The 23,986-nt window shown below is 39.6% G+C and carries 19 protein-coding genes; 8 read left to right on the top strand and 11 right to left on the bottom strand.

Going from position 1 to position 23,986, the window contains the following annotated elements; all coding sequences use genetic code 11:
* Window positions 1–160: 160 nt before the first annotated feature.
* A complete protein-coding gene (locus tag ANME2D_RS13450; protein ID WP_052368931.1) occupies window positions 161–1,399 on the top strand; it encodes a glycosyltransferase in 1,239 nt (412 codons plus the stop codon).
* 22 nt (window positions 1,400–1,421) lie between these two features.
* A complete protein-coding gene (locus ANME2D_RS13445) occupies window positions 1,422–2,498 on the top strand; it encodes a radical SAM protein (RefSeq protein ID WP_048092696.1) in 1,077 nt (358 codons plus the stop codon).
* 15 nt (window positions 2,499–2,513) lie between these two features.
* On the opposite strand, the gene ANME2D_RS13440 is transcribed toward ANME2D_RS13445, so the two are convergent.
* The 3 genes from ANME2D_RS13440 to ANME2D_RS13430 are packed head-to-tail and all read right to left on the bottom strand — an operon-like array spanning window position 2,514 to window position 5,751.
* Window positions 2,514–3,653 (bottom strand): DUF362 domain-containing protein, encoded by a 1,140-nt coding sequence (locus ANME2D_RS13440; protein WP_048092694.1) that lies wholly within the window; start codon window positions 3,651–3,653, stop codon window positions 2,514–2,516.
* Window positions 3,650–4,537 (bottom strand): class I SAM-dependent methyltransferase, encoded by an 888-nt coding sequence (locus tag ANME2D_RS13435; protein ID WP_048092689.1) that lies wholly within the window; start codon window positions 4,535–4,537, stop codon window positions 3,650–3,652. Before ANME2D_RS13435 ends, ANME2D_RS13440 begins: the two co-directional genes overlap by 4 nt.
* Window positions 4,534–5,751: a glycosyltransferase family 4 protein gene (locus ANME2D_RS13430; protein WP_048092687.1), complete on the bottom strand. Its 1,218-nt coding sequence runs from the start codon at window positions 5,749–5,751 to the stop codon at window positions 4,534–4,536. Before ANME2D_RS13430 ends, ANME2D_RS13435 begins: the two co-directional genes overlap by 4 nt.
* 236 nt (window positions 5,752–5,987) lie before the next feature.
* On the opposite strand from ANME2D_RS13430, the gene ANME2D_RS13425 reads away from it, so the two are divergent.
* Entirely contained in the window at window positions 5,988–6,914 is a 927-nt protein-coding gene (locus ANME2D_RS13425; RefSeq protein ID WP_157834128.1) for a UbiA family prenyltransferase, read from the top strand.
* A gap of 82 nt (window positions 6,915–6,996) precedes the next feature.
* A complete protein-coding gene (locus tag ANME2D_RS13420; RefSeq protein ID WP_048092683.1) occupies window positions 6,997–8,850 on the top strand; it encodes an ArnT family glycosyltransferase in 1,854 nt (617 codons plus the stop codon).
* Here the strand turns inward: ANME2D_RS13420 and ANME2D_RS19100 are convergent.
* Entirely contained in the window at window positions 8,826–9,146 is a 321-nt protein-coding gene (locus tag ANME2D_RS19100; RefSeq protein WP_157834127.1) for a 4Fe-4S dicluster domain-containing protein, read from the bottom strand. The two genes, ANME2D_RS13420 and ANME2D_RS19100, sit on opposite strands and share 25 nt — an antisense overlap.
* Before the next feature lie 33 nt (window positions 9,147–9,179).
* Between ANME2D_RS19100 and ANME2D_RS13415 the strand changes: the two genes are divergently transcribed.
* From ANME2D_RS13415 to ANME2D_RS13405, 3 genes are read left to right on the top strand one after another with little or no spacing between them, the layout of a single operon-like run.
* Complete coding sequence (locus ANME2D_RS13415; protein WP_048092680.1) at window positions 9,180–10,298, top strand: NAD(P)/FAD-dependent oxidoreductase; 1,119 nt, start codon at window positions 9,180–9,182, stop codon at window positions 10,296–10,298.
* Between the two features lies 1 nt (window position 10,299).
* A complete protein-coding gene (locus ANME2D_RS13410; RefSeq protein ID WP_048092678.1) occupies window positions 10,300–11,604 on the top strand; it encodes a hypothetical protein in 1,305 nt (434 codons plus the stop codon).
* Between the two features lie 2 nt (window positions 11,605–11,606).
* On the top strand, window positions 11,607–13,175 hold the full coding sequence (locus tag ANME2D_RS13405; RefSeq protein ID WP_048092676.1) for an alkaline phosphatase family protein: 1,569 nt from the start codon (window positions 11,607–11,609) through the stop codon (window positions 13,173–13,175).
* A 37-nt stretch (window positions 13,176–13,212) separates the two neighbouring features.
* Here ANME2D_RS13405 and ANME2D_RS13400 read toward each other — a convergent pair whose 3' ends face one another.
* Genes ANME2D_RS13400 through ANME2D_RS13390 form a run of 3 tightly spaced genes read right to left on the bottom strand, consistent with a single transcriptional unit; the run spans window position 13,213 to window position 16,803 of the window.
* Complete coding sequence (locus tag ANME2D_RS13400; RefSeq protein ID WP_048092673.1) at window positions 13,213–14,730, bottom strand: flippase; 1,518 nt, start codon at window positions 14,728–14,730, stop codon at window positions 13,213–13,215.
* A gap of 50 nt (window positions 14,731–14,780) precedes the next feature.
* Complete coding sequence (locus ANME2D_RS13395) at window positions 14,781–15,599, bottom strand: hypothetical protein (protein WP_048092671.1); 819 nt, start codon at window positions 15,597–15,599, stop codon at window positions 14,781–14,783.
* 4 nt (window positions 15,600–15,603) lie between these two features.
* Window positions 15,604–16,803, bottom strand: coding sequence for a COG1361 S-layer family protein (locus ANME2D_RS13390; protein WP_048092669.1), 1,200 nt, complete (start codon window positions 16,801–16,803; stop codon window positions 15,604–15,606).
* 155 nt (window positions 16,804–16,958) lie between these two features.
* Between ANME2D_RS13390 and ANME2D_RS13385 the strand changes: the two genes are divergently transcribed.
* Window positions 16,959–18,416: a B12-binding domain-containing radical SAM protein gene (locus tag ANME2D_RS13385; protein WP_048092667.1), complete on the top strand. Its 1,458-nt coding sequence runs from the start codon at window positions 16,959–16,961 to the stop codon at window positions 18,414–18,416.
* Here the strand turns inward: ANME2D_RS13385 and ANME2D_RS13380 are convergent.
* From ANME2D_RS13380 to ANME2D_RS13365, 4 genes are read right to left on the bottom strand one after another with little or no spacing between them, the layout of a single operon-like run.
* Window positions 18,393–20,408 (bottom strand): ArnT family glycosyltransferase, encoded by a 2,016-nt coding sequence (locus tag ANME2D_RS13380; protein WP_048092665.1) that lies wholly within the window; start codon window positions 20,406–20,408, stop codon window positions 18,393–18,395. The two genes, ANME2D_RS13385 and ANME2D_RS13380, sit on opposite strands and share 24 nt — an antisense overlap.
* On the bottom strand, window positions 20,389–21,405 hold the full coding sequence (locus ANME2D_RS13375) for a Gfo/Idh/MocA family protein (RefSeq protein WP_048092663.1): 1,017 nt from the start codon (window positions 21,403–21,405) through the stop codon (window positions 20,389–20,391). Before ANME2D_RS13375 ends, ANME2D_RS13380 begins: the two co-directional genes overlap by 20 nt.
* 9 nt (window positions 21,406–21,414) lie before the next feature.
* On the bottom strand, window positions 21,415–22,398 hold the full coding sequence (locus ANME2D_RS13370; RefSeq protein ID WP_206741777.1) for a DUF362 domain-containing protein: 984 nt from the start codon (window positions 22,396–22,398) through the stop codon (window positions 21,415–21,417).
* Between the two features lie 35 nt (window positions 22,399–22,433).
* A complete protein-coding gene (locus ANME2D_RS13365; protein WP_157834126.1) occupies window positions 22,434–23,984 on the bottom strand; it encodes a hypothetical protein in 1,551 nt (516 codons plus the stop codon).
* Window positions 23,985–23,986 lie beyond the last annotated feature (2 nt).

The raw sequence follows: 23,986 nt of genomic DNA, 5'->3' as shown, positions 1-23,986 counted from the left end.
TTACAGGAGAGATAATATGAAGTATAGAATGGTGGAACTAATTGCGTCCCTTGCAGTAATGCGGGCGATGCTTGAGTAAACTGTTAACCCTGGCACAGGAAAAAAGTGGGATTAATGTAAGATCGATCCATTTCGGTATTATCTGAGAAGGGGTTATAAAATGCTTACAATAAGCATAGGTGTCTGCGTCTACAACGAGGAGAAGAATATCAGGGATTTGCTAAATTCACTATTAAACCAGGAGACTACGAAATATATCAAAGAGATTATAGTTGTATCATCTGCATGTAGTGATAAAACAAACGATATTATCGAACATCATTTTTTAAACTCAAACCCTAAAATAGTTTTAATCAAACAGGAAAAGAGAGAAGGTAAAGCTTCTGCAATAAACCTCTTCTTAAAATATGCCAGTGGCGATATACTGGTGCTGGAAAGTGGAGATACTATTCCTGCAATCGATACAATAGAAAATCTAACTGAGCCTTTTAAAAACCCGGAGGTAGGCATGACTGGAGGTCATCCGATTCCAGTAAACGATTCGAACACATTTATGGGCTTTACTGTGCATTTATTATGGGACATGCACCATAAACTTGCTCTGAGACATCCGAAATTGGGTGAATTAGTAGCTTTTAGAAGAGATCTGATAACGGAGATTCCGAATGATACCGCTGTAGATGAGGCCTTCGTAGAGGCACTTATTAGAGAGAAAGGATACGAACTAGTATATGCTCCAGACGCCAATGTTTACAATAAAGGGCCTGAGACCATTTCAGATTTTCTTAAACAGAGACGAAGAATATTTGCAGGACATCTACATCTTAAGAAAACAAAAGGGTATGCACCCTCCAGCATGAAAAAATTAGATGTACTAAAGTTAATGCTTCAGGGTTTAGAGTTAACGCCGAAAAATATAATATGGACACTTTTCGCTATTATTTTGGAACTTTATGGAAGAGCACTCGGTTTGTATGATTTTAATATAAAAAATGAGAATCCTTTTATATGGGACATGGCAGAAACGACAAAAGGGGTTGTTCCAGAAATAACTAAAGATTATAATCCGGGTACATATCTTACCACTCCTATTGTAGATAGAATAAAATTATGGTCCCTAATAAACCAGCAGACTGCGTCTTTTTCAAAATCGCAAATACAATTAGAATCATCATTTATGGTAGATACATCCACCTCAATCCTGGTTAAACCAGAGACTATTCTATCCAAAACTTCTATAGAATCTAATTCCCAACAGTACCCAACTAAAGAAAAGACACAAGAATTGAAAAAACAACATAAGATATTGATGAAGCTGGTGCCCCTGGTACCTCTTGTAATAATACTAGGAAATGGGTTGCCCGAAAAATTATTTAAATTTTTATATATTTATTTATAATACTGGTAGGTATCGCTGAAAAATGAAAAAAACGTATGAAGTAATTTCAAAAATACCGCAGTATAAGCTTTTCAGAGAGTATAATTATCCAAGAATTCTCCCTCTCAATTTAACTGTGAGTATAACATATCATTGCAATTCCAGATGTAAGACATGCAATGTCTGGAAGAAGAGAACCGATGAATTTACAACAGATGAATTTGATAAAACGTTTAAATCAATCGGTAGATCGCCATACTGGCTAACCATCAGCGGTGGAGAACCATTTTTAAGAGATGATATTGTAGAGATCTGTCATAGTGCGTATAATCATTTTAAGCCTGGAATTATCAATATACCAACAAATGGAATTCTGTATAATACTATTCCCGGTAAGGTCGAAGAAATAATTAAAAGCTGCACAGGAACAAAGATTATTATCAATCTTTCAATAGATGGAATAGGAGAGAGGCATGATTATATCAGAAATGTAAAGAACAACTTCAAAAAGGCTTTGAGAACATATGAAGCATTGCGTGCTCTTGATTACCCTGATTTCAGTTTAGGTATACATACTGTTATATCAAACTATAATGTGAGCGATATTTCACAGATATATAATTATTTTATAGATAAAAGCCCTGATTCATATATAACAGAGATTGCAGAGGAAAGAGTAGAGCTGGATACAGTTGGAACTGGAATTACGCCTTCAGTAGAGGATTACACAAAATCAATAGATTTCCTCATCAATCAAGTTGAACAGGGGATGTACTCCGGAATCCCAAAGGTGATGCAGGCTTTTCGCCTTGAGTATTATAATCATGTAAAAGCGACCCTGAGAAAAAAGCAACAGATTCTCCCATGCTATGCAGGTTTCGCTTCTGCTCACATTGCCCCGGATGGGGATGTCTGGACATGCTGTATAAAGGCAGACCCGATCGGAAATGTGAGAGAAGTAGATTATGATTTCAAAAAGGTCTGGTTTAATAGTAATGCTTATAAACAGAGGAAAAGCATAAAAAATAAGGAATGCTACTGTCCTATGGCCAATGCACATTATACAAATATGCTATGTAATCTTGGAACCCTGGTCAGGGTCGGGATGAGGGCGGTTTGATAACGGAATACGTACTCAACGAAGATTATCAAGAATTTCTCTGGAATTCGGCGGGCAGCCTTTTATGTGTCTGAGGTTGTTCTTTTCTGCGATCTCTCTGGTGCAATCCCCAAGACATATCACTTTTCCTTTCATATCGGGTATTTTAGCGTGCTTACCCTGGATTATGTATAGATGCTTCAGCACAGCGTAGTATGTAAATCTTGGCAGGAACGTCAGCCAGTATTTCGGGCTCCATATCGAGGATCTCACAGCAAGGGAAAACGAGTCTATGCACATGGAACATGCATAGGGATTTCTCCAGGAATAAACGTTCAGGAATTTTCCATATTTTTCATTTGCCTGTTTGAATTTCGCTCTGACTTCTTTTATGTCATCGCCTATTAAATCAGGTACTTCAGGGCCGATATTCTGTTTTATCCCTTCTATTATATGCCCTACCTTTTCAGGGTCTATGCCCATAATGTCGCAGCATATCGCGTCTGTTTCTACCTGATCCGTACCGATCACCAGAGCGCCTACCTTTTTCTTTTTCCCGTTGAGCGGCCCTTCCCCTTCCATACCTTCGATGGCATCGACAATAGTTAGATGCGGTTTTATTACTCTGGCTAATTCAACCAGCGGTTCATGAAGACCGAGCTTGTGGAACTTTTGCTTGTCGGCGCGGGATAAAAGCCCTTTCTGGTTCTTCATGGCAAGGGTTACTGCTGTCTGACCGTGGGTTTTCATCTTTGGCAGATTGATATACAGGTCAGCCTCAAGGACGATTTTCGGGATTTTTATGATACCGTATTTCCATTTTAATTCGGTGCGTTCGGCTTTATTGAGATTTATAAGCTTCACATTCTTTTTTGCAGCGAGTTTGCTGTAGCCTGATACCTCAAACGCTTTAGCCTCGTCGGCACCCACGCCTGGCCCTTCCCCAATGATAATATCTTCGAAACCATTCTCTTCAAGCACGTTTATCAGGGCTTCCACGACAGCAGGATGGGTTATTATTGCTGAGCCCGGTTTTGCGGCTATGACTATATTGGGTTTAAGGAGTACGGTTTTCTTGTTCTTTAAGTCCGATCCGATGTCCTTAATTGCATCCCGGATCAGACTCTCCAGAGATTTTACATCATATTTTTTGGCTTTAACAATTTTTACGGTCATATTTTCTCTGCTATTACATACGGATGGTGGGCATAGAATTTTTTAAGCGGTGCCGGCGTACTACTTTCGATCAGAAGATGCCAGAGGTTAAAGAGATGAAATACAATCTCGTTCTTCGTTGATGATTTTTGAAATAAACGAATTTCATTGATAACCTCACTCACATCTTTTAGCCCGGCTGCGGGTCTTAATTTATCCGCAGGGTTCTTATCTATCCTCTGGTCATTGTTCTTTTTAGACGCCATTTCCTTTAACCTGATGTTAATATCAGGCCATGGAGGCATATCGGTTGCGCCTGTTTCAACTATCAGGGCGTTATTTTTATTAACGATCTCTCTTATACTGGATAGCTTCATCTGGTCAAGGTTTCCATGATCCCATGCATCCCTTTTTAAAAAATGGTATAATCGATGAACAGGAAAACCTATATTCAATGCATTCTGGATTTCAAGAAAAATATATCTGTGCGTCACACGCAGCATCTCTTGTATGACCTCTCCAGGATTATCAAAATGCTCATAGACGCAGAAGTTCCAGACAAGATCAAATGAATCATCTTTGAACTTAGAGCCTATCCAGCATGATTTGATAAATTTAGCCTCAAGACCAAAAGCATCCCATACCTTCCTGGCAGTATCTAAAAATGTCTGTGAAGGGTGGGACACGGTGACATCACATCCGATTTTTGCAAATCCCAGGCTTTTTATACCTGGTATACCCATGACGCCATTGGCAGGCATTTCGAGCACTGTTGAGATGCTGTATTTGTTGACCATGCGGGGTATGAATTTATTCAGAGCAAAGCGCTCGTATTCTGTGCCGTAGCCCTCGTTGAAGAGCGGGTAATATTGCTGCAGGTCTTTAATGCTATCTGTTTTTTTCATTGTACTCCTTTTGATTTTTGCTTTAATAGTTCCTCATACAGGCGCATTAGCTTCTTTGTATGTTCTTCCATGCTGTACTTTTTCACAGATTCAAAAGCGTTATCGTTTAGTCTTTTTAATTCTTGCGGATTCTCTATTAAATTCTCAAGTATTTTCTTCAACTCATCAGTATTTCCAGCCTCGAACAAGAAACCGTTATAACCGTTTTCTACCAATTCAGGAAACCCTCCGATATTGCTTGCTATAACTGGAGTTGAGAATTTAAAACTTTCAATGATAACTATCCCGAAGGTCTCATACCAGATAGATGGAACTACTGCAATGTTTGCTTTTTTGTATAATTCTATGAGCATATTCTCACTCACAAAGCCATAAAAGGTTATATCTGGATTATGCTCAGCAATTTTTTTTAATTCTTCCATCTCCTTGCCTTCCCCTACAATATGAAGATGGATATTTTTGTATTTTATTTGTCTGAAGGCGTTAATCAGTATATGAACTCCCTTATATATGTTCAATCTCCCTGCAAACAGGATGTCGATTATCTCATACTCTTTCTCAATTTTTTTGTTATTACCAAGCTCAATACCTAATGGCAGCTTTGTTGTTCTGGTCTTTTCAAAAAATCCATCATTCTTTAATTTGTCGATAACAAACTGGCAGGGTGCGGTGACTATATCAGGTTTGTTATCTTTCAGGTACCTCTGGAGCTCGATGTAAGACCGGCATAATAGCGGTGGGCTCTGGCAGATAGTATAACAGCTTCTGAATAAATTTTCTTTGATGCATTCTAAAAAATAATCATGCATTGTAAACATTAATGGCAAATTATGGCTCTTTACTGCATCGAAAGCAAATGAAAAACCTTTGAAGTTGTGAACATGTACGATATCAGGCTTTTCTTTCATTAAAATATTTTTTATAATAATATAAGAGTGTATATTCAATAGATCGATCATATACCAGATTGGTTTTATTATATCTGGCTTAGAAAGGGTATTATAGATTGAATAGATATTTATCGGATGGATTCTATAAATTTTCACACCGTTTCTCTTCTCTATTACCGGTTTAACAGATATCTTCGAGTTCGTTGTAACTACTACAACCTCATGATCCTGCTGGACCAGTTTTTCAGAGATCCTTTGAACATATATCTCAGCGCCTCCAAATACAAGTGGTGGGTAGAAACTTGAGATATAACAGACTTTCATTTTTTTACTCCTCACCAGCTCCGGGTCAGATAGCAACGTTTTCATTCACATGATAACATATTATGCAGGTCTTTCCTGTTAGCAATAGCTATATATTTTGCTTAGTTATATGCGTGTAATACCTGTGGTAAAGAAAGGTGATATAGATTCAACTTAGAAGATTACTGGGCTACAGAGGCTGGAAAGTATGGATGAGTTACGATATGCATATATCCCTCTTAGCACTTTTATATATTTTGATAACTGATAATATTTTCAGGCCGTTAGATTCTTTAGTTCTAATTTCCTCTCTCGGGTTTTACTTTATGTATGGGTTTTTGATAAATGATTTTTTCGACATGTCGTATGATATTGCGGCAGGTAAAAAAAGAACGATCCAGCAACTTCCTAAAATGAAATTCATAGGAATAATTCTTGGTGTCGTTTTTATAAGCGCTCTGCACCTGCTATATCTTGGTAATTCTCTCTACATTGCCATTTACATTGTCTCATACGTACTTGCGACTCTATATTCTGCTCCACCGATAAAATTCAAAGGCAGGGCGTTTTCTGGAATTATTGTAAACGGGCTTATCGAAAAAATGCTGCCTGTTCTGGCGGTATTTACGTTTTTCAACCATTTCGAGATCGACACGCTCGTATTTTTAATAGCTTCGTTTTCCATCGGGATTGTTGATATTGTAGTGCATCAGATATATGATTACGAATCCGATTCGCAAAGCGATGTACGCACTTTTGCCGTCAATACAGGCATTGATAAAACATTAAATTTATTTAATAATTTGATAAATCCACTTTCCGGGGTCATTATGATTATCTTGCTTTTCCTTATAATCCTGAAGGTCCCCTATGCAGGTCTTATTGCTGCATTAGTTTTTATGATTTATGCGGGAGCATTTTTATCAATTTATAAAGGTAAATTCAATAGGGGTGAAAAGGTATTCCCGCTCTATATGTCATGCCTGTTCTTTTTAATTCTTAACGCATTTCCTCCGTTTCTCGCGTTTGTTCTGACTCTTAAATCATATCCAAATCTTGTTTTTCTCATAATAGCTGTTTCATCACAATATTATATAGTAAAATCCCGCTTTAAAGCCGTTAAGGAGAAAGTTATGCCGCACACAGAAATTTTTATAGATACAGAGCTGCAAGATGGGACATAGCAATTTAAAAGATATTCTAATTATACTGGGCCTGTTCTTGATCGCACTCTTGATACGTGCGTCGGATGTGTCGAACGTCGGTATGTATCCTGATGAGGGTCAGTATCACTGGAAAGTGAATAAGATATTAGTTAATAACTGGGTTCCGGTTGCGGAAGTATTTAACTATAATCCCCCATTTCTTCAATATATCGAGGCAGGGGTTACTTTACTTTTTGGAGGGGAATTGAACACGCTCAGGATGGTTTCCGTAATTTTTGGGAGTTTAACGATACCCTTCTTATACCTATTTGGAAAAACAATGTATAATAGAAAGACAGGATTATTGGCCGCCATATTTCTTACTTTTTCATCGTATCATATCTTATACAGCCGGACGATCATGCTGGAAACGCCTACAATATTTTTTATTACTGCTTTCTTGTACTTTTTCTGGCTTAGCCAGCGCTGCGAGCACGGGACAAAAGGCATGATTTACGCAGCCGTTGCCGGAGCAATGATGGGTTTATCCTTTGATGCTAAATACATGGCAGGATTTTTAGTTCCTGCTGTCCCAGCATATATTTTGTGGACGAATAAGTTTAATTTTAAAGCGCTAATTAATAAAAAGGTACTTTTAATATATCTCTTCGCTTTTTTGTTTGTTTTGCCTTTACTTTTTAGTTTATTTTATACAAACGTGGGCTTTCATGGGATATCCTATTATGTCGAAGGCAGGTTCGAAAAACAAACATCAACTAGCAATCGAGCGCTGAGTATACCGATAGCTGACTTAATTATAAAAACAGGTGAAAAAATACAGGAGGTATTATCATGGGGCGCAGTCACAATGACTTCTCCCTGGAAAGATATTTTCTCTATATCTGCGATTTTGTTATTTATAATTACATTGTTCTATTACCTGCACGGCTTCATATACCGGGAAAAAAAAGACAGCTTTCTTGTTATTTCTCTTATTATGGTATCTATATTACTACTTTTATCTGCCGCATATAAACATTATCTACTATACCTGCTCCCTTTTTACTTTATAATGCTATCCAATCTGGCAGTAACTTCGTTTGAGCATCTTCGAAAAGAGAACAGCTACACGAATGTTTTCAGGATACTCATGCTTTCTCTCACGACAGTAGTGCTACTTTCTTACATTGTCAGCGGTGCAACATCCTCATACTGGGATGAAGGTGAGTACTCCTGGGCTAAAAGCAGTGTGGAGTATATAAAAAATGATGTTATAAGGGATGGTTTTGAAGGAGAGATTCTAATAGGAAAGATAACATTATCCGGGATCGTGGAGAACGCCATATATCTTGGCGGCCTTAATGCGCAATCATTTACTATCCTTAAGATAGGGGAAAAGTACTCAAGTAAAATTGCAGAGGTAGACCTTGAGAGAGTAGATATACTAAAACCAGATTATTTAATAATTGATAAAGATAAATATCCTTTTTATTTCACTCCTTATGTTACAGAGGAAATTTTTAAAAACTACACTATCGTTTTTCATTCACCCACCTATCCATACGGAAGTATCGTTTTTAAAAAGATAAATAAGCAGCAGGACGGTTTTTCATTGATAACAGATGGTGAGAATGGGGAAATATCCAGGGATATGTTTAATAAAAGTGTGCCAATGGTAATGAAGGTCGGAGAGGTGTATACGCTGTTAGTTGAAGTGAAGAATACGGGAAACACAACCATAAAGTTCGACGTCCATGTTCATTCTAATGGTTATATAATATCTGTGGATGATGAATGGCGTAATATAACCCTTAATAAAGGTTCAATTAACATGTTAAAGTTTAAAATAGCCCCTTATCAGGAATACAGAGGGAAGCTTCCGATAACGGTTGACCTTTATGCCAGATCTGAGGAAACTGGAGCTTATAAAAAGATAGACTCCTCCACAGGTTATGTATATCTTATTGAAAAATAGATTTTCGACACTATGAAATGAGTGATAGAATTGATGGAATTTAGAAAAGAAGCCCTGTCAGTAGATGGTGTATCAATGCAACCAGGTCTGTTTTTACAGACAATACAGTTTGAACAATCATATACGGATAGAGCGAGGTCTCCGATCGGACAAACTTCCATGCACATATTACATTCAGTGCATTTTTCCTTATCCATCTTTAACGCGGATCTCCCCTCAAACCTCACACACGACATACCATTGTCTATATCCAGACAATTCGAGGGACATATATTAATACATCTGACGCATTTCATGGGCATAGGTACTCAATCTATATATATAAGTTTATGTTGAATCTAAAATCTGATGTAGCTGTAATTGGGGCGGGGCCTGCTGGCTCCACTACTGCAAGAGTGATTGCTGAGCATGGCTTTGATGTCATATTAGTAGAGAAGGATGAATTTCCTGGACTAAATAATGTTTGTGCAGGAGGTACGATAAAATCCGCAATTGTAGATGCAGGGTTAAGTTCAGATATCATTGAAAAAGAAATCCAGGCAGAAAAGTACTATTTCCCCTGGGGAGAAAATATCATTGAAACCGATGATTTAGTCACGGTCTACAGGCATGTATTTGATAGATGCCTGGCAGAAAAGGCAGTAGAGAAGGGTGCAACGATGCTGAAGAATCATCAAATTAAGGATGTTTCTGTTAAAAATGACGGGGTGCACCTGTTTTCTGAAAAAAATATTATACAATCAAAGCTTGTTGTCTTTGCTGATGGACCAAACACATTAGTATATAGAAAGTTTGGTATTGGTTTCAAACCTGAGTCAGACAATACATTCGTATCAGTGACATGTGAGGTGAAATGGGAGAACAATCCTTTTGATCAATGCGAATTCCACTACGGAGAAAATATCGTCCCGTGGGGATATGGCTGGGTATTCCCGAGGAAAAATACGGTTAATGTGGGCGTAGGATGTCTTTATAGTAAGCTTAGTTCAAACCTGATAGATTCAATGAATTATATGCTTGGGAATTATCCATTAACTGGTGAGAAGTTTAAAGAAAAGGAAATTTTACAGAGAAGCTCAGCATTGATACCAGCGGCTCCAGCAAAGAGAACCTTTGGTGAGCGCACACTGGTTGTGGGAGATGCTGCCGGAATGGTTGATCCAGTAACCGGGGGTGGAATCATTCATGCTATTAATGGAGGCAAGCTTGCTGGAAAAATATGTGCCTTATCTTTAGAGGAAGAGGACTTCTCAGCCAGATTCTTATCTCAATACCAGCGCATGTGGCATAAGACGATCGATTATTCCTGGATTTACCATAAGTTTTTAGCTTCAAATGTTTTTCTATACCTTTCCAGATTTGACAGGAATGCATATCCAAAACTTGCAGCGATAACACGGGAAGGAATTGGAAAATTATTAACAAATATAAAACACCAGAGAACCTGATATGGACAAAGGCAAAAAAACGGTTATAATTGCTTTGTTGATAGTCGGGTTAATTCTGGTCAGCGGGTGCTTTAAGCGTTCGAACAGCGAAGAAGAAGCACCAGGAGCTCTAACCCCGACAGATATAACTGTGTCTGACTGGAATGAAAACGCTGGATCAGACCTCTTTGAAGTTAAAGTGGCTGTTCTTTATGAACGAATAACCGATGGGGCATTATACGGAAGAAGCAATGATGACGTAATCAAACTGCTTAAGAAAACAAAAACAGATCTTATATTCAGGGGCTTCTGGAGATGGAGGCCGGTCCCGGATACCAGGGAATCAGCCCCGGAAGAAGTTTTAAAATTAGGTGGGACTCAGACGGATCTACAAGCAGTTCTGGATTACAATTATACTTATGAAGATTTGAAAAATGCCATAGCAGGAATTAAACAGGAAATGCCGGACGTTATATTTGTTGGAGCCATACCTGCCCAAAGAATTAACGGGATAGATAAAAATGACCTGACAGGTGAGATTTTAGACAGGGATAAAACCCTGGAAATGGCATTAGACCCTGAGAAATGGGGTATTGCTGTTTCAAAAAAAGATGCACAAAAAAAGCTCGGTGAGGCTCTGGGATGGAGTGAAGGTGATGCATATTATCCTGACATAACAAATCCGAACTACCAGAAATTCCTTGTTGATATGGCAAAAAAACAAATAGACTCCGGAGCAGATGCAATCTGGATTGATATGCTGTTCACGCAAGCAGTAATCATGGAGAGATATACCAAAGACCCGGATCATCCTGCGGTAAAAGAGTCTTTTGAAGCTTCTTCAAAGATAGTAGATGATATACATGATTATGGAGACTCAAAAGGAAAATATATCTATGTCGGAAGCTGGACAGACAGCATAAATCTTCCGTATCCTCAGCCGAAACTGGATTTTGTTACCCTGAGCCCTACTTCAGATATGATTGCACGTAAAAACCTCAATATGGCAGAATGGTCCAGTAGGAAAGCCAGAATCAGAGAAGAACTGGGAGATGTTAAAATCTTCGTGTTTATCGATTGGGCAAACGATGACTCACCCCTGGTGACATTCAGTCAGAAATTAAGTAAAACGGAACAGAAGGAAATGCTGGCTGAGATGCACAAATTTTTCAAAAGCGAGGGAATGACATTTGTTCTTCCACTCCATGGAGGTTTTATGGGTAACAATGCAAGGGTGCTCTCGTTTGGCAATTCTAAAGTTTACGACAGTGTTGCACCACAATTTGAAACTTTTAACACCATTAATGAAATTTCAAGCAGTGAATAACCATGAACCTGACACCTGATATAACATTAGTTCCCGCATCTCAGGAGCGCATAAAATTGAAAGTACTTGTTATAGGGCTGGATGGCGCAACAATGGATTTGATAAAACCCTGGGCAAGTGAAGGTAAACTGCCAACGTTTCAGAGATTGATGTCAGAAGGTTGTTATGGAGATCTGGAAAGCACCAGGCCAGCGATTACAATCCCTGCATGGAACAGTCTTGCAACAGGTAAGAACCCGGGCAGGATAGGTTGCTTCAGCTTTATACAGAAAGCTTCTGGAAGTTATGACTTTAGGGTATTTCCCCAGACAGTTGAGAAAGAGAAAGATATATGGGATATCTTAAGTGATAGCGGGAACAAAGTTTTTGTCTTAAACGCACCAAACATTCTTAGCGCATACAGGATCAACGGGCATATGGTCGCAGGGAGCCTGTGTACATCTGATGACAGGTTGACATATCCAAAAGAATTGAGTGAAGATCTGCATAATCTAAATTATGAAATGGACATGACAGATCCGGATATCTTTGGGTGCCTTAATGATAAAGAATTTTCAAGAAGGCATAAGGAGATAACTGAGAAACATTGTAAAGTCCTTTTTAAGTTCTTAGATAGTAACTGGGACTTTGGTTTTTTTGTCTTTACAGAGCTTGACAGGGTACAACATCAGTTCTGGGATAAAAAAGACATTCTTTTGAGTCATTATCAAAATATAGATAGTAAATTAGATCAGATAATCAATAAAATCGAGCAGAACGGTGATAAACCTAATATATTCATAGTATCGGATCATGGGTTTGGGCCAAATAAGAGGGCCTTCCTTGTAAATGAGTACCTGATAAATAAGGGTCTCTTAGATATAAAAAGAATACCAACCCTGGAGATTATCAAGGCACTGGTTTCAGTCCTCAGAAAGCCCATCATCCTGAAAATGCTTACCCCATTATTCAACTTATCTTTTTCAAGGCGCCTGTATCGAAGTGTAACCCGGCAAACCGGAAGAACTCCTATATGCTGGGATAGAACAAAGGCTTTTAGCTATGCTACATGGGGTACTATTTACATAAATTTAGCCGGCAGGGAGCCGCAGGGAATTGTTAAAGAAGAAGATTATGAAAAACTGAGAAGTGAGATTATAGATGGACTGGAAAAGATATCTGTGAGGGCATATAGAAGAGAAGAACTGTATCATGGGAAATATTTAAATCTGGCACCGGATATTATTCTTGATACGGATGATTATGTGAACTCTATTACTGCGAAAGTTGGTTATGGTAGCGAATTCGTAGAATGGCAGGGTGGATCGCACAGGATCAATGGAACTTTCATTGCCCGAGGACCCGATATAAAGGAGAAAAGTGAAATAGATGCGAAAATATGTGATGTAACGCCAACTATTTTGCATATGTTCGATATGCCGGTTCCAAAAGATATGGATGGCAGGGTTTTGAAGGAGATTTTTAGTGTAGATTCACTGCTAATGAAAAGAAAGATACAATATAAACAGGTAGATGAAAGAGAAAGAATAAGGAGTGGAATAAGAATTCTAAAATCAAAAGTAAAAATATAAATAATACCCTGAAATCATAACAAATTTCACCTGCGACTCAGATAAACCTTTTCAATATCCGTTTCATACTCGAAGCATCTATACCTGTCATCTTTTCGATTTCCAGAAACATCAATATATCCTCATTATCAAGACTTCTTGTAATAACCAGACTTATGCCATATACAGCAATAAATAAAAAGAAAAGCAAAATCAGCATCCATATCAGGTTTACTGGATTGACGAATAGATAGATAATAGATATAAGAACAGTTGATGTCATCACAGGTTTCAAATAATTTCCCCTGAACGGATGCAGCCTGTGAGAGCTAAAAATCTGTACAGATTTCAGCACAGCGACCATGCTAAAAGATACTGTCGATGCAATAGCAGCGCCGATAATGCCCATCGCGGGTATAAGTAACACGTTAAGAGATACGTTCATGATCGCGCCGGTCACATCATCGATCATGTTAAGCTTCGTCTTCCCGATCACCACCAGCGTAGCTGAATTCGGTCCAAGGAAAGCCTGAACGAACCCCCCTGCTGCAAGTATTCGCAGCACATCGCCCGCATGCGCATAAGAAGAACCGAAGATAGCAGACAGCACGGCTTCAGGAAAGAGAAATATCACAAAGAAAAATGGAAGCGTTGCAGCAAGTATCCATTTTGTTAACACTACATAGTTTCTTCGCATCTCTTCGGTACGATTCCTTGAATACAATTGTGAAGAGATTGGGACATATATAATAATCATTGAAAATAAAAAAATGGGGATGAGCTGCGCAACAGGGTAGGCGGCATTGTACAGGCCTACAACCTCCGAGGTCTTAAAATACCCGAGCATTAGCGTGTCTGTCCGCAACATTATCAGTGTGGATAAGGATGTAACAAGCAATGGTATGGAGAAGCGGAGTAATTCTTTTCTTACAGGTGCATTATCATCTGGCTTATATAGAGATATTTTCCTGACAGTATACCAGACAAATACCACTGCAACGATCACGGTCGGAAGCAGATATGCATACATCATGCCAAAAAAACCAAATCCTAAAACAAAGGCAAGTATAATACCGGAAACCCTTAACAGGTACATCAGGATATCTCTAAAATAAACTTTTTCTTTTATTCTATCATATCCAATAAAAACGTATGACAGGATTTCGATAACCGTAAGAAACGGGATTGCTATTGCAAACAGCTTCAGTACAATCGACTGTTCCAGATTGAATATCCCATTTAGAAAATCAGATGAAAAGAAAACAACCAGAAAGAAAAACAGTCCTGCTGCAACAGAAAGCTGCAGAGATGAATACACTATCCCGGCAACTTTTTCATTCTCACCCTTCCCTCTGAAATACGCAATGCACCGTGTAGTTCCTCCATGCAGTCCCAGACAGGATATAATAACAAAGATATTCAGCAGCGCAAACCCGATACTGAAGGCGCCGTACTCGCTCTGGGTCGTATATCTGGCAATGATCACCCTGGTGACAAACTCAAAAAAAGTGAAGGCTAGCATTCCAATAAATGCAATCGCTGCCCCCTTTGCGATTTTTCCTAAAGATCCGCTCATAATCCCGACATATTTCCCGCAGCCACCCTGTTATACAATCCTTATTTAAACTACATCCCAAATTTACTTTTTATCTTTGATAATATTTGATTATTTTTTTCATATAATTCATGTATTTTTTGCCTGCCTTCTTCAGATCTCTCATACCTCTGTATCCAGAATGTAAGGGGCAGAGCAACTATAAACAGAAGCCCAAACATAAGACTCGTACTATCAACATCCAGATTGTTCAGAAATGCAACCAGATTTGCAAGGAAAGATTGGAAAGAATATAACACTATAATAGCAGGTATATTCCATAGAGCAACCATACTGTTGAGTAAGAAGGTCAGTATAAGCACCACAAGCAGTCCGCCTGCAAGGAAAGCTACTTTGGAGATGGACAGAACTAGAGGGAGAGTTAAAACAGTGCTTGAAATATAGTTATTTATCTGCCCTATTTTAGTATTTATAGTCTCTATTATGTCTCCGAACTCTGGTTTCTTTACATCTCCTACAATTAGTTTTTCAAATGGCTGGTCTATTATGTTGTATGATGTTACATATACAATCATTTCTATATCTGCTATACTGACAAAACTGCCCTTATCCTGGGTTTCTTTAGATAGGACTAATTTCCTTTCTTTTGCTACCTGACCTTTTAGTTTGTTTACCTCTGTGATAGGATCTTCTATTAAAATAGCATTATACGAGCCTTTCTTATATATCAGAATGTCCTGGATATCATCGGGTAAAGAGTTCACATCAATATTTTGATTGCCTATAACAATGCCTGCCTCTCCGGCATTTGAAGCGATTATAAAAGGAACAAGTGAAATTAGATAGATAATTATTATTAAAATTGATATTAGTTTTTTGGTTTTCGACATTTTTTCACTTCTTTCTCTTTATCTGGAAGCCAACCATAAGGAAAATCCCATAACTCATCGCCATAAATATAAATGTGTAGAGCATGTAATCCAATATCTCACTGGACACAGGAATTATTGAATTTTTTTCACTAATTTTAATAATATACAGGTTTGACCTGGAGCGGTGCTCACCGTTCACATCATCGTAATTTATATTGATATTTAATCCGTAATTCCCCACCTCTATCTCAGGGTCCACGCGTACTCCAAAAGATGTGGTCTCTAATGCTGATGTCCCGGGACGTATAATCCCTATAAAGTTCTGGGTCTGGGTCAATATCTTCTCCCCCCCGAAGACAGTAACCCTTACATTTTTAATTACATTTGTCCCGGCATTGGCGACCTTGACCATAATAATCCCTTCACTTCCCGGGTTGAGAGTAGTGGGACTAAGGATCACATCCTGAATGTATGCTTCTGATACCTCCTCCACATTGATCCCGAAGCTGCTATGCTGTGATTGCAATCTGTTTGTATAATCCCTGTACTCAAGTGTAAAATTGAAATTATATAACCGGCTGGGCGTTTGTTTATCCACCAGCAGATTAAATAAAACCTCTTCGCTCTGGCCTGGCTCCAGTAAAGAAATATATTGTTCAGTACTTGATCCAACGCTTGAGAACGGCATCCGTACATCAAGTAAAGCTCTTATCTGGTTAAGTTTACTATTGCCTATATTTCTCAGTGTAACCTTTAGTCCAAATGTATCCCCAGGTTTTATATTCTCTGGAATTGTGGTAATATTTACAATACCAATTTTAATTACTTCCGGGTTCTCGATTATTTTAATCCCGATATATAGATCTTCCTGGCGTTTTACTGTTCCATCCTTTACTGTTGACCAGAAAACCGTGAGAGGAATGTAGTATGTGCCTCTTGGAACTGTGTCCTGGATGTAGACCTCATATTGAACCGTAAAGTTCTGGTTCGGGCCTATTTCGTCAGCAACGTATTTCTTCAATTCATGTGTAAATTTTATTGGATCTGCCTTATTCTTATCGGTCAATGTCGTGACACCGAATGCTGGATATCCATAAATATTTTGTATAGTTATATTGATCGTTCTGACATCTGATGGATAGAACTCAACAGGTGAAACGCTTGTTATTACAAATTGATGGTATTTAGCAGGCTCAACCTCACCGGGCTCAAACAGGGCCATGGTCGGTTGAATGCTAGAGATTAATAAAATAATAATGATAACAATATATCTATATAGCATAATTATGCGGATAAGGGCTTTGGTAGATAATAAGCTTTCTATTGGCGAAGGTATTGATATATGGAAGACAATAAAAGCTACTAAGGAATTTAAAAATGAGAGTAACGCTTGTTCAGCCCTCCATTAAGGTTGGGAGAAAGGAGTTCTACGGGGTTGCCCCTCCCCTCGGCCTGTGTTACATAGCAGCGGTCCTGGAGAAAGAAGGTCACATTGTTAATATAATCGATGGTATGGTGGAAGAAGGAACCCATGATGAGGACGGGCTCAGGCACATCGGGATGACTGTTGAGGGATTAGCCTCCAGAATATCAGATTCTAATCCTGATATCGTAGGGATAGGCTGCGCATATAGCTTGATGTGGGACGATGTTGCTAAATTATCAGCAATATTAAGGTGTGTTATGCCAGATACCCTTCAGGTGCTCGGCGGCTCCCATCCCTCTTCTCTTCCTTATGATTGTTTAAAGAACTCTGATGCAGATTGTGTGGTTATCGGTGAAGGGGAAGAGACTTTTTTAGAGCTTGTCAATTCGTATTCAGACCCGGATTTCTCACAGATACAGGGGCTGGCTTTTAAAGATAAAGCCTCAGCAGTTTTAAACCCGCCAAGACCACATATCCAGGACCTTGACTCAATTCCCTTCCCTGCACGGCACCTGGTACATATGGAGATGTATATTCGTATGGGAAAGGCCCCTGGAAGCCAGAAGAACCGCCGCTTCACCACCATGCTTACAAGCCGGGGCTGTCCTAATGATTGTATCTTCTGCTCTATAAAAACAGTATGGGGACAGAGATGGAGGTCAAGAAGTCCTGAGAACGTAGTTCGGGAGATCGAGGAGCTTGTAAACAAATATAGAATCAAAGAGATCCATTTTGTAGATGATAATATCTCGCTGAATAAGAAGCGAATGGCAAGGATCTGCGATCTGATCATCGAGCGTGACCTGGATATCTCCTGGACAACACCCAACGGCGTTTCGGTAGCAACCCTGTCCAGGGATCTTTTATACAGGATGAAAAAGAGCGGCTGCTATCAGCTTGCCTTCGGGATCGAGTCCGGGAATGAGCATGTTCTGCGCAGGATAATACGTAAACCGCTTTCTTTATCAGGGACAAGGGATGTTATCAGGTATGCAAGAGATGCGGGTATATGGACGCATGGTTTTTTTGTTATAGGTCTTCCTGGCGAGACGGATGGGATGATCATTGATACCCTTGATTTTGCCCGGAATTCCGGGCTTGATTCTGCCTTTTTTTCTATTGCCACTCCTTTTCCTGGCACGGAACTCCATAATCTTCTGACTAAAGAAGGTATAAGGATTGATGATTTCTCAAGATTAAGGAATATGGATTCAATAACAGGTACAGGTAATTTCACGCAAGATGAGATTGTAAGTATTCAGAGAAGGTTAATAAGAGATTTCTATAAATTCCGCTTCTGTGAAGAGATAAAACCGAATAACATACTGAGAAGAGCCAGGAACATTAGATCTATATCTGATCTTCGATTTTTAACCGGAAAATTCTCAAGGCTGGCCGGGATATGGTAGTCTGGATATCGATACCTTAAATACAGGAATTGCGCTGGTATTGCCCTTTTTCCATATGAGGAACTGCTGCTGAACCCCGTCCCTGGTATGATATGCATCCGAGTATACCTTTTCAGGGACTCTGAACTCTGGCTGGATTATCTTTTTTGTATTATTAAGTTTTAGCTCTCCAAGGGTTATATTCATTCTACCCCTGACAACCTCAAAAACCAGGGTATCATAGCCCACATCCTGCAGCGTGATCTCAAACATGGAATCATAGTCTGAATCAGGGATCGTTAAAACTATTCCCCCGGATCCGGGGTTCTGGATATATCTTGAATGGTTTTTTGCCTCGCTCCATGCTTCTCCATATATCCATCCATTATTACTTTTGGTCCAGTTATCTGCCGGTTCACCTATGAATATCGCTGGTTCCTCCATTCTGGCAAAGGTGTTATTTGAATGTCGTTTGAACAGATAGGAAGAGATACCGTACCGATCTGTGAATTTTCCCTCGTTCTCATAATATACAAGATATTCATTCAGGAAGTCATTCATAGACCAGGAGAAGGAGATATCGGTGGTGTAGAGCACATATTCAGGAGCAACTTTCGTGTATTTATCCACAAGTACGATATAGGTAGCGTTTAGCTCACTCCGGGAATCGAGTGGAAATGTTCCAAGTGCACTGCCCTTATACCCGAGCCAGTAGAGATAGATGTTGTCCTGTGTATTGCCCATATAGAACGCGCCTTTTATACCGCTGTAGGCCTCAAGAACAGGGTAATGGGCATTTGTAATAAAGAATTCTCCGCCTCTGCTTAAGTCTTTATTATCTGTGATATAATAAGGGGTATTATTGTTTGAGATATATCCTGCCACATCTTTTAAGGAATCTATATGCCACCAGTCATCGATAAGAGCAGCAGAATAGATAGAGCCATCAACAGTGCTGCTGTAATCAGAGGATAATCCTGCCAGCAGGAATACTATCAATATGACTGCGGTATACCTTCTGAAGGTTTTTATTTTATAAATTATCTTCTCCATTGAATATCCGAAAAATATGCAAATAGATGGCATGAGGATCAGAAGATAGCGTGCGAAATACGTCCCGGAGAAAGTTGTGAAGATAATTATATTTAATATAAAAGCCAGCACGTAAAAAGCGCTCAGGTAATGCCGCTCATGAAGAGCCTTCTCGGTCAGCAATCCGAGCCCAATCATAGAGATAACAAAGGATATGAACCCTATATGAGTGCTTACAGTTATCAGTGCCCAGTTAAAAGCAATTTTTTGCCCTACACTCCATCCATAAGAAGTTTTGAGGATAACCCACGGAAAATAGATGCTCTGCCCGAGGAGAAGGGATATCAGGAGTATTACAGCAGCGTACGGAATCATGAACTGGATTATCCTCCGGGGTTTCTGGTTTATTATCAACAGGTGGATAATGGTTATAAGCAGAAAAACACCGGCATAGACCTTGGTGAATGTCGCAAGGCCAAACATGACCCCTGCTATCTGCAGGAGATATAATCTATCAGATGATATGTACTTTGAATAAAAGTAAATACCCGATGTTATGAAAAGGACCGTAAGCATATCAAGGGTCGCAAACCTGGAATAAGCCACAAAGTAAGGATTAAGAGCAAAAATAAACGAGGCTATAATCCCTGTAAGAGTACTGTATTCCGAGCCTAATTTATAGACAGAGTAAGTAACGATTACTGATATCAATACCGTTACTGAGCGGAATAAAAACTCATCGCTCATAAAATTAAAAATCTTATAGATAACAGCCATCAGTATAAAATAAACTGGAGGATGGGCTGTACCCAGCATCCTCATGCTCTGCCAGTCGTAACCGTTTGCTACCATGTCCTTTACGATCTTTACATAAATGGCTTCATCAAAAACAAATGAACGATCACCTATACCGATGATCCGTACAGTGAATGCAAATAGCAGCACAAGAGATACGATGAATCTATTTTTTAAATGCTCCATATTTTTTAATCGAATCCAGTATCTCTACTATGCGTGCAGATTCTTTAAGCTTATTTAAATTATTTGATCCTTTTTTAATACGATTAATAAAATCCGTATCCTGGTCCAGATAGGATCTGCCCAGAGCCCACATGGGATTCCTGAGATCCATATTCTTTGGATAAATGGTATGGGTTCCTTTCCTTGTCCTGTATTCCTTTATCCTGCCGCTGTATATTTCAGGAGCAAGAACCCCCTGGTCGCCTACAATCTTAATTGTCTTGAGATCACCCGTATGCAGGTACTCTGAAAGCGGTGCCCATATGGCCTGCAGGTGACCTGTAATGCCGTTCTCAAATCTTATAGAGATATTGGCGATATTATCAACAGGCAGATCATCGTATATACCTGTGAATCCATAGGCCTCCACGATAGTGCTGTCCATGAACCAGGAACTTATATCGATCAGGTGGCATAAGCCGTCCATTAGCACACCGCCTCCTTTATCCGGATCCAGATAGAATGTTTTGTTCTCCCGCATATAGGCTGCTTCGGCAAGATAATACCCGTTCACTGTGATAACCCTGCCGATATGTCCCCTCTTCAAGAGTTTCTTGGCTAATCTTAACTGCGGCATGAATCTGAGATTATAGCCTGTCTCGACAATAAGGCCGGTATCCTCTGCTAATTTTTTAATATCAACTGCCTCTTCTGCCGTCATACATAGTGGTTTTTCAACAAACACATGCCTGCCGTACTTCAGGCAATCTATTACCAGGGCATGATGGGTATGGGGAGGGGTCAGTATAAAAACAGCATCCACCTGGTCAAGGAATTTCCTGTAATCCTGGAAGCTTCTGCATGCCTTAATACCAAAGCGCTTGCAGGTGTTCTCCAGGGCTCTCATATCGGTATCCGAGACAAAGATAGATTTTATATCTGGGTTTTTGATGAGAATCGGAAGATGAACACTTTGTGCTATGTTTCCGCAGCCAATGATCCCTATGTTGATCTTCATTTTTCCATCCTATATATCAATTTTAGTCGCTCTGCGAAGCAGCATTGAGGCAGCATCACGATATGATATCTTCTGCTTCAGCATCTCCCTGTCTACTGCTCCAAGGACATCACCGACAAACGCAATCGAGTTCCCGAGCATCTCAAGACGCCTCCCGATGGATGCGACATAAAAACCAAGCCCTGTAGTGCTGCAGGGCAGAAACCCCATCGTTTTATATGGATACGGGTTATTAAGGAGTTCTGCTTTGCCTGTGATCTGTATGTCTCTTTTACCAAGAACCTTCTTTGCCAGTTCAAGATGAGGTACTTTTTTTATTCCCATGTAAGCCGCTGCAACGAGGTCTGTAGATAGAACATCATCTCCTGCTATAAAAACGTTATCCTGCCTGAGCAGCCCATCCACAGGTCCTCTGCCCTCAATGCCCATATTCCCCTCAATAATGGTAAGATCCGGTCTATAGAATCCTATGAGATCAACAATAATGCTATCAAGAAAAGGATGAAGGCTCTCCTTATCCTTCCTTGTGATCAGGCCAAAAAGATTCTTTGCTCCCAGGCTCACCTTTGTAAAAACATGGGTCTTCAATCGTGCCATATTAATCAGGCATTCGCATTCGTACAGTGTGAGGGGAATATTAAGCGTGCCAATAATCAGACCATCTATATCCGCCTTTACCGAATCATCCTTTGATAGGTTTACAACCTCCGTGTGTTCGAGCTCTGTGTATCCAAGACGCTTAAAAGCGATATCAGCATTCAGAGCTGTGGCATCGGATTCAACAACCTTTATCCTGGCATCCGGGTTGATCTCCAGTATGCGCGTTATCACATCCCTCACGGATTCAACGCTCGTTGTTACTGGAGAAGATGCTATTGTGCAGAGATTTACTTTGATAGCATAGTTATTAACTTCAGGAAGGTTTTTAAAAGCTGCTGCCATCACCTCTTCTGATGTCCTTCCGATGATTACTGATGGAGTCCCGGTTCCCATGCGATAATAATAAGAGTCAGATGTAATTAAGCTTTTTAATAGCTCTGCCATCTTACCTTGTAGATATATATCTTATTCTCGCTATGTACTAATTCCAGGGATTCCAGACTTATCTCTTCCCTGCTGTACACATAATCAGGTTTTAGCTCTAACAGGATTTTCTCTTTCATCTCAGTATTTCCTCTGAAAAATCCCATGCTCTTATTAATACTCTCTTCACTTGATCCCAGCCTTCCCCGCATAATGGATATTACCTTCTGGCCACCGATCACACCGATTGCTTCAGAGCTTCCCGGAGCTGCCAGGACAACCGCATCTGGTGGAGCATTATCTCTTAACCACAGGATCGCCCCGTATTCCTCCGGTCCCATTATCAGCGGTATATCATCCCTGTAAGCAGGTATTGAACTGATCTGAAGAATTAAGATCATAACAATAAGTATTACAGCAGTTCTTTTATTCCCGATTGATCGATATATGTGGTACAGCCCGATCCCGGCCAGGATCATCAGGATCTCAGAGATATACAGAACCACCCGCTCATACGGGGCTAAGAAGGCATATCCAAGGTAGATGTACGCCAGTATAAGGGGAAGAAGCGCATCCACCGACAAAGGAAGTATTTTTGCCTCATCCTCCGTCATTGTTTTAAAGAGGCCGAAAATTGAGAGTACGAAGGCTATTATTCCCATGTACGCCGGGAACTGCATTACAGCGACGAACCCATTGATCGGGTCTGAGCGCGGGAAGATCAGTACCTTAAGTATCTTTACAATATAGCTTATAACAGAACCCTCAAAAGGGACGATCACAAGCAGCAAAATAAGTAATATGGCAATGGAGATGAGGAATCTGTTTTTATTATGTTTGACTATCCTGGGATTAAATATCATGTAGAGGCCAAATATCGGAATGAATATGATCGCTGAGGCTGGATGCGCTAACGTAGTGGCTGCAAAGACAAACAGAAGTATCGGAAGATATTTACCTGAGACCAGTGATTTTAGAAAAAGGTAGAGAATTAAGGGTATAAATGCAAGGCCGAAAGAGGATGCCACCAGGAACCACGGGCCAAGAAAAGTTACATTACTTTTAAGGGTCATGACAAAAACACCCGACATAAATGCAGGAAGATCGTTCTTTGTAAGATACCGCACCAGGATAAAGGTATTAAAAGACATTATAAAGGTAAAGAGTGTGGGAAGGATCAGTCCCATCTCCAGGGCAGGGATTCCTGTGAAGAGACTTGATAACGCAACAAGGAGATTGTAGTTAATCTGCCACATAGCAGAGTTGGTATTTGTAACCCCGTGTGCTTCTTCATTGAAATTGATATAATATGGATTCCCGGCGAGAAATGGATTATACAGGATTATTTTTTCCTCTTTTAATATCTCCTGGGCGATTTTTATATTATGCCATTCATCTGCATGAAATGGGAACCTGTAATTAAAATGAGGGCTGCCAGTTATGTAAATACTTAGTATGATCAATACAAATATATAGATCAGGAATCTATTAGTGATAATATCAACCCATCTTTCCGGTAGCATGATAAATCTCAGGGAACTCAGGGTTTTAGCCATGA

The sequence above is a fragment of the Candidatus Methanoperedens nitratireducens genome, from assembly GCF_000685155.1.
GTDB lineage: Archaea > Halobacteriota > Methanosarcinia > Methanosarcinales > Methanoperedenaceae > Methanoperedens > Methanoperedens nitratireducens.
The sequence above is the reverse complement of the archived record's forward strand: the minus strand, read 5'-3'. Positions and strand labels throughout refer to the sequence as shown.

Excerpts from the sequence above, each read along its gene's own strand:
- ANME2D_RS13440 (WP_048092694.1), bottom strand. The coding sequence starts at position 3,653 with ATGACCGTAAAAATTGTTAAAGCCAAAAAATATGATGTAAAATCTCTG.
- ANME2D_RS13370 (WP_206741777.1), bottom strand. The coding sequence starts at position 22,398 with ATGGGAACCGGGACTCCATCAGTAATCATCGGAAGGACATCAGAAGAG.
- ANME2D_RS13395 (WP_048092671.1), bottom strand. The coding sequence starts at position 15,599 with ATGTCGAAAACCAAAAAACTAATATCAATTTTAATAATAATTATCTAT.
- ANME2D_RS13445 (WP_048092696.1), top strand. The coding sequence starts at position 1,422 with ATGAAAAAAACGTATGAAGTAATTTCAAAAATACCGCAGTATAAGCTT.
- ANME2D_RS13430 (WP_048092687.1), bottom strand. The coding sequence starts at position 5,751 with ATGAAAGTCTGTTATATCTCAAGTTTCTACCCACCACTTGTATTTGGA.
- ANME2D_RS13450 (WP_052368931.1), top strand. The coding sequence starts at position 161 with ATGCTTACAATAAGCATAGGTGTCTGCGTCTACAACGAGGAGAAGAAT.
- ANME2D_RS13390 (WP_048092669.1), bottom strand. The coding sequence starts at position 16,803 with ATGGCCCTGTTTGAGCCCGGTGAGGTTGAGCCTGCTAAATACCATCAA.
- ANME2D_RS13405 (WP_048092676.1), top strand. The coding sequence starts at position 11,607 with ATGAACCTGACACCTGATATAACATTAGTTCCCGCATCTCAGGAGCGC.
- ANME2D_RS13365 (WP_157834126.1), bottom strand. The coding sequence starts at position 23,984 with ATGGCTAAAACCCTGAGTTCCCTGAGATTTATCATGCTACCGGAAAGA.
- ANME2D_RS13435 (WP_048092689.1), bottom strand. The coding sequence starts at position 4,537 with ATGAAAAAAACAGATAGCATTAAAGACCTGCAGCAATATTACCCGCTC.
- ANME2D_RS13420 (WP_048092683.1), top strand. The coding sequence starts at position 6,997 with ATGTATCCTGATGAGGGTCAGTATCACTGGAAAGTGAATAAGATATTA.
- ANME2D_RS13380 (WP_048092665.1), bottom strand. The coding sequence starts at position 20,408 with ATGGAGCATTTAAAAAATAGATTCATCGTATCTCTTGTGCTGCTATTT.
- ANME2D_RS19100 (WP_157834127.1), bottom strand. The coding sequence starts at position 9,146 with ATGAAATGCGTCAGATGTATTAATATATGTCCCTCGAATTGTCTGGAT.
- ANME2D_RS13410 (WP_048092678.1), top strand. The coding sequence starts at position 10,300 with ATGGACAAAGGCAAAAAAACGGTTATAATTGCTTTGTTGATAGTCGGG.
- ANME2D_RS13400 (WP_048092673.1), bottom strand. The coding sequence starts at position 14,730 with ATGAGCGGATCTTTAGGAAAAATCGCAAAGGGGGCAGCGATTGCATTT.
- ANME2D_RS13375 (WP_048092663.1), bottom strand. The coding sequence starts at position 21,405 with ATGAAGATCAACATAGGGATCATTGGCTGCGGAAACATAGCACAAAGT.
- ANME2D_RS13385 (WP_048092667.1), top strand. The coding sequence starts at position 16,959 with ATGAGAGTAACGCTTGTTCAGCCCTCCATTAAGGTTGGGAGAAAGGAG.
- ANME2D_RS13415 (WP_048092680.1), top strand. The coding sequence starts at position 9,180 with ATGTTGAATCTAAAATCTGATGTAGCTGTAATTGGGGCGGGGCCTGCT.